This window comes from Erwinia sp. (assembly GCF_031978025.1).
Taxonomy (GTDB): Bacteria; Pseudomonadota; Gammaproteobacteria; order Enterobacterales; family Enterobacteriaceae; genus Erwinia.
In genome coordinates this window covers 1-6,647 of the sequence record NZ_DALZCD010000244.1, presented here as the reverse complement: position 1 = coordinate 6,647, position 6,647 = coordinate 1, and the positions used below count along the sequence as shown (strand labels likewise).

The window sequence follows — 6,647 nt, the reverse complement described above, 5'->3', positions numbered from 1 at the left end:
CCGTACCCAGTAAATATTTGAGCATGTATTCATGGCCTTTACCGGAGGAGCCAAGCAGGTTAGAGCGCCAGACAAACATATTACGCGGGAAGTTCTGCGGGTCATCCGGCTGTTCGGCGGCAAAGCGCAGCTTGCCGTTTTTCAGGCTTTCTACGGTGAAATCGACTGCAGAAAGGCCGGCCGCTTTTGCTTCGGCGGCAATCGACAGCGGGTTACTGTTCAGCTGTGGCGCGGAAGGCAGCCAGCCCATACGTTCAGAACGCACGTTAAAGTCGATCAAGCTGCCGCTGTAGCGCGTTTTATCCGCCAGCGGAGAAAGCAGCTCGCGGGTCCGGACGGTTTCATAACGCCACTGACTGGAATGATTATAAAAGAATGAGGTGCTGTTCATCTGGCGCGGCGGACGCTGCCAGTCAAGCGCGAACGCCAGCGGTGTCCAGCCGGTTTGCGGCCGTAGCTTCTCCTGGCCGACATAGTGTGCCCAGCCGCCACCGCTCTGCCCCACGCAGCCGCAGAAGATCAGCATGTTGATCAGGCCACGGTAGTTCATATCCATGTGATACCAGTGGTTCATCCCGGCGCCGACGATAATCATCGAGCGGCCACGCGTTTTTTCCGCGTTGTCGGCGAACTCTCGCGCCAGCCGAATGATATTCTGCCGCGACACGCCGGTGATCTGCTCGGCCCAGGCCGGGCTGTAGGCTTTGATCTCGTCGTAGCTGCTTGCGCAGTTATCGTCTTGCAGCCCGCGATCCAGTCCATAGTTCGCCAGCGTCAGGTCATACACGCTGGCAACCAGTGCTTCGCTGCCGTCAGCTAACTGCAGGCGTTTAACTGGCAGCTTGTGCAGCAGGATCTCCTCCAGCGCCACACTGTTGAAATTGTCGCTTTCCAGACCGCCGAAGTAGGGAAAGCCAACCTCGGCAACGTCATCATGGCTGCCCAGCAGGCTGAGCTGAAGCGTCACTTCCCGCTGCGAGCCGCCTTCACGCGACTCCAGGTTCCACTTGCCTTTTTCACCCCAGCGATAACCGATGGATCCCTGCGGTGCCACCAGCTCACCGCTCACCTGGTCGATGGCGATAGTTTTCCACTGCGGGTTATTTTCCTGGCCCAGGTTATCAATCAGATCGCTGGCGCGCAGCTGGCGTCCGGCTGCATAGTAGCCGCCTTCGCGTGGCTCCAGCAGAACCAGCATCGGCATATCGGTGTAGCGGCGCACATAGTCACTGAAATAGGGAACCTCACGCTCAAGGTGAAACTCTTTCAGCATCACGTGCCCTAAGGCCAGCGCCAGCGCGCTGTCCGTGCCCTGTTTAGGGTTGATCCACTGGTCGCACAGCTTGGCGACTTCGGCGTAGTCTGGCGTGATCGCGACGGTCTTGGTGCCCTTGTAGCGCACCTCGGTAAAGAAATGGGCATCTGGCGTGCGGGTCTGCGGCACGTTAGAGCCCCAGGCGATAATATACGAAGAGTTATACCAGTCGGCGGATTCCGGCACGTCGGTCTGCTCGCCCCAGGTCATAGGCGAAGCCGGGGGCAAATCGCAATACCAGTCATAAAAGCTCAGGCAAACGCCGCCGATCAGCGACAGATAGCGCGCGCCTGCGGCATAAGAAACCATCGACATCGCCGGGATGGGAGAAAATCCCACGATGCGATCCGGGCCGAACGTTTTTGCCGTGTAAATATTGGCAGCGGCAATCAGTTCGTTGACTTCCTGCCAGCTGGAGCGCACGAAGCCTCCACGACCGCGAGCGATCTTATAGCTTTGCGCTTTTTCCGGATCGCTGACAATCGCCCCCCAGGCCGTAACCGGATCCTGATGCTCCGCTTTGGCTTCACGCCACAGTTTAAGCAGTTTCTTACGCATCAGCGGATATTTCAGGCGGTTAGCGCTGTAGAGATACCAGGAGTAACTGGCGCCGCGCGGACAGCCCCGCGGTTCGTGATTAGGCAAATCCGGTCGGGTACGCGGATAGTCAGTTTGCTGCGTTTCCCACGTGACCAGGCCGTTTTTGACGTAAATTTTCCAGCTACAGGAGCCGGTGCAGTTTACGCCATGCGTGGAGCGCACAATTTTGTCGTGCTGCCAGCGGCTACGGTAGCCTTCTTCCCAGTCGCGGTTGGTGTTGAGTGTCTGGCCGTGTTGGCCAGCAAAAGGTTCTGCCAGCTGTTTAAAGTAGCGGAACCTGTCAAGAAATTTGCTCATCCGGAAAACTCCTGAAAGCTTTGGGTAATAGTGCTCAGGCGGCGGAGGGACATCGCCTCCGCACGTTATCAAAATTTATTTTGACGGCCGTAGACCCGCCAGGTCACGCCGACGCAAAGCAGATAGAAAGCAAGGAAGATTTTCATCGCTCCCGTGGGCGTGCCCAGCATGGCCAGCGAAAGGCCAAACGTCTGTGGGATGAAAAAGCCGCCGAGTGCGCCAATGGCAGAGATAAAACCCAGTGCGGCGGACGTTTCGGTCACCGCTTCCCGCTGTGCGGTCTCTATGCTCTTACCTTCTGCACTCGCTTTCTCAAGGGTAAGCTTGCGGAAAATCACCGCAATCATCTGATAGGTAGAGCCGCTACCCAGCCCGGCGGTTAAAAACAGCCCCATAAACACGGCGAAAAAGGCGCTAAATGAACCGGCCTGCCCTTCGCCCGGCAGCGTCAGGAACAGCAGGGCCGCAAACAGCGCCATCAGCACAAAATTAGCCAGCGTAACGCGCACCCCGCCCAGCCGGTCAGAGATGATGCCGCCCGCCGATCGCGCCAGCGCGCCCAGCAGCGGGCCAAAAAAGGCGTAGTGGAGAATGCTGATATCCGGGAATTGCGTTTTAGCCAGCATGGCGAACCCGGCGGAAAAGCCGATAAAAGAACCGAAGGTTGCCAGATAAAGCAGCGCCATGACCCAAAGGTGGCCGCGTCTGAGCACCGGCAGCTGCTCGCGCAGAGAGGATTTCGCCGCCGCCAGATCGTTCATGCCAAACCACGCCGCCAGGGTGGCGACAAGCAAAAACGGTACCCAAACCCAGGCCGCATTTTGCAGCCAAATCGTCTCGCCACTGCCGCTGTGCTGCGCCTCACCGCCGAAAGCGCCAAAAATGGCGACGGAAACCGCCAGGGGAGCGGCGAATTGCATCACGCTGACGCCCAGGTTGCCCAACCCGCCATTGATGCCCAGCGCGCCCCCCTGCTGCGACTTAGGAAAAAAGAAGCTGATATTGCCCATGCTGGACGCGAAATTTGCTCCGGCAAAGCCGCACAGCAGCGCGATAAGCACAAACGTGCTGAAAGGGGTATGGGTGTTCTGCACGGCAAATCCCAGCCAGAGGCAGGGAACAAGCAGGATCCCCGTACTGAAGGCTGTCCAGCGTCGCCCACCGAAGACAGGGATCACAAATGAGTAAGGGATCCGTAGCAGCGCGCCAGAAATGGAAGGCAGCGCAGTTAATAAGAAGAGCTGCTCGGTAGTAAAAGTGAAGCCTACTTTGTTAAGGTTCACTGCAACGGCGCTGAACAACATCCAGACGCAGAAAGCGAGCAGCAGACAGAAAACCGAAATCCACAGGTTACGGTTAGCAATACGTCTTCCACGCTGCTGCCAGAACAGCTCGTTTTCCGGCTGCCAGTCCTGGATAACGGCATCGTTTTCTTCGGGTTGAAGAGGGGCAAGTTGCGTCATAATCATCTCCGGTTTGAATGTTGCGCATTCTGCTTAACCGCTTCTGATGCCGGGTTGACGCAAATCAACGTGGATGCAGGTGTCCTTTACCACCGCCCTGCTGCCTTCCCTGGATAGGTAGTCGCCTCTTGGATAGAAAAATCAGTAAATACATAGAATTAAAAAAGAACCCAGGATAATTTTTGCATAGCATCCTGACTGTGGATATTTATGGTTACTCCCTTAGTGGTATAGGGTTATCCTTTTGAATCGGTAAAATTAAGAGACCAGCCGGGGATCCTCCGCCGCTTTCTGACCAGGGAACATCCAATCGTGAAAGAAGAAGCCGCTACTATCCTGCTGATTGACGATCATCCGCTGCTGCGGAATGGCGTTAAGCAGCTGATTGAACTGGAAGAAAGTTTGCAGGTGATTGCTGAAGCCAGCAATGGCGAGCAGGGCGTTGTGCTGGCGGAACAATACGATCCCGACCTGATCCTGTTAGATCTCAATATGCCAGCCATGAACGGGCTGGACACGCTGGTGCAACTGCGTACCATCGACCTTTCCGGCCGTATCGTGGTGTTCAGCGTCTCCGACCATGAAGATGATGTGGTGAATGCGCTAAAGCACGGCGCTGATGGCTATTTGTTGAAAGACATGGAACCGGAAGCGTTGCTGAAAGCGCTGCATCAGGCCGCCGCCGGCCAGATGGTTTTAAGCGAAAAATTAACCAATGTGCTGGTGGCCAGCCTGCGCGAAGCGCGTCCTGCGGAAGCTCGCGACATAGAGCAGCTGACACGTCGCGAACGCGATATTCTGAAGCTGATTACGCTGGGAATGACCAATAAAGCCATTGCCCGCAAGCTGTCGATTACCGAAAGCACGGTAAAAGTGCACGTTAAACATCTGCTGAAAAAAATGAAGCTGAAGTCGCGCGTGGAAGCGGCGGTCTGGGCATTGCAAAACGGCCACGGCTGATTGATTTACCCTTGCCCTGCCCTCACGGTGCCACGGTAAAAGCCGGACAATATTTCTTTTACGCACTGAGGTTAAAAAAGGCTTCGCTTTTAATGGTGTCCTTCTTGCAAGATTTGCGGCTCGTCTCTGGCTTTTACCTGTGACAGCATCGATCGCGCTGCGTTAATATACCCCCCAGTAAAAGGCGTAGCGCTCTTTCGCTCGTCATCCGCTTTGACGACGCTGTACAGCCCGCCTGCCCAATCACCGCTTTGATGTAAAATACGGTGCGCCGCACCGACTTTATATTCAATGGACTGGAAAAGAAGATCCGATAATGACCACTGATAATCTCTCGACCCACACTCCTATGATGCAGCAATACCTGCGTCTGAAAGCTGAGCATCCGGAGATCCTGCTGTTCTATCGTATGGGCGATTTTTACGAGCTGTTCTATGACGATGCCAAACGCGCATCCCAGCTGCTGGAAATTTCCCTGACCAAACGCGGCGCTTCCGCGGGCGAACCGATCCCGATGGCTGGTGTACCGCATCATGCCGTAGAGAATTACCTCGCTAAACTGGTACAGCTGGGCGAGTCGGTGGCCATCTGCGAACAGATCGGCGATCCGGCGCTGAGCAAAGGTCCGGTCGAACGTAAAGTGGTGCGGATCGTGACGCCAGGCACCATCAGTGACGAAGCGCTGTTGCAGGAACGCCAGGATAATCTGTTGGCAGCAATCTGGCAGGGGCCGCGCGGCTTTGGCTACGCCACGCTGGATATCAGCTCCGGCCGCTTCCGTCTGGCAGAGCCAACCGATCTGGAAACAATGGCGGCAGAACTCCAGCGTACTAACCCGGCAGAGCTGCTCTATCCGGAAGATTTCGCGGCTATGTCACTGATTGAAAACCGGCGTGGATTACGTCGCCGCCCCCTGTGGGAATTCGAGGTGGATACCGCGCGCCAGCAGCTGAATATGCAGTTTGGCACCCGTGATCTTAACGGCTTTGGCGTAGAGCAGGCACAGTTTGCGCTGCGAGCGGCGGGTTGTCTGCTGCAGTATGTCAAAGACACGCAGCGCACTTCTCTACCGCATATCCGCTCGCTGACCATGGAACGTCAGCAGGATGGCATCATTATGGATGCCGCCACGCGCCGTAACCTGGAAATTACTCAAAATCTGGCCGGCGGGATCGACAATACGCTGGCTTCGGTGCTGGACAGAACCGTCACGCCAATGGGCAGCCGAATGCTGAAACGCTGGCTGCATATGCCGATCCGCGACACCGCAACGCTTATCAATCGCCAGCAAAGCATCGGCGCGCTACAGGATTTTTCCGCCGAGCTGGCCCCGCTGCTGCGGCAGGTCGGCGATCTGGAACGCATTCTTGCCAGGCTGGCGCTGCGCACGGCACGCCCACGCGATCTGGCCAGAATGCGGCACGCTTTTCAGCAGCTGCCGGAGCTGGACGCGCTGTTGATTGACAGCGACGTGTCGCATTTGCAAACGCTGCGCCAGCAGATGGGCCAGTTCGATGAGCTACGCGAGCTGTTGGAAAACGCCATTATCGATTCGCCACCGGTGCTGGTACGCGACGGCGGCGTCATCGCGCCAGGCTATAACGAAGAGCTGGACGAATGGCGCGCGCTGGCGGATGGCGCAACCGACTATCTGGACAAGCTGGAAATTCGCGAACGCGAAAAGCTGGGGCTGGATACGCTTAAGGTCGGTTTTAACGGCGTTCACGGCTACTACATTCAGGTCAGCCGTGGGCAAAGCCATTTAGTTCCGATCAATTACGTGCGTCGTCAGACACTGAAAAACGCCGAGCGCTATATTATTCCTGAGCTGAAAGAGTATGAAGACAAAGTCCTGACTTCGAAAGGTAAAGCGCTGGCGCTGGAGAAAACGCTTTACGACGAGTTGTTCGATCGGCTGTTGCCACACCTGGAAGCGCTGCAAATCAGCGCCGCCGCGCTGGCGGAGCTGGACGTATTGAGCAATCTGGCAGAACGTGCCTGGACGCTGAATT

The 6,647-nt window shown here is 56.4% G+C and carries 4 protein-coding genes; 2 read left to right on the top strand and 2 right to left on the bottom strand.

What is annotated here, in order from left to right; translation table 11 throughout:
• Positions 1 to 2,212, bottom strand: a 2,212-nt coding sequence (locus tag RTK32_RS17065) for a nitrate reductase subunit alpha (RefSeq protein ID WP_312046064.1), incomplete at its 3' end; no start/stop codon positions are given.
• A gap of 68 nt (positions 2,213 to 2,280) precedes the next feature.
• The gene (locus RTK32_RS17060) at positions 2,281 to 3,675 is read right to left on the bottom strand and encodes a NarK family nitrate/nitrite MFS transporter (protein ID WP_312046062.1); all 1,395 of its coding nucleotides are present in this window, start codon (positions 3,673 to 3,675) and stop codon (positions 2,281 to 2,283) included.
• A 309-nt stretch (positions 3,676 to 3,984) separates the two neighbouring features.
• Between RTK32_RS17060 and narL the strand changes: the two genes are divergently transcribed.
• Positions 3,985 to 4,635: a two-component system response regulator NarL gene (gene narL, locus RTK32_RS17055; RefSeq protein ID WP_312046066.1), complete on the top strand. Its 651-nt coding sequence runs from the start codon at positions 3,985 to 3,987 to the stop codon at positions 4,633 to 4,635.
• 316 nt (positions 4,636 to 4,951) lie between these two features.
• Positions 4,952 to 6,647 (top strand): DNA mismatch repair protein MutS (gene mutS, locus RTK32_RS17050; protein WP_312046060.1); only part of this gene is annotated, 1,696 nt, incomplete at its 3' end.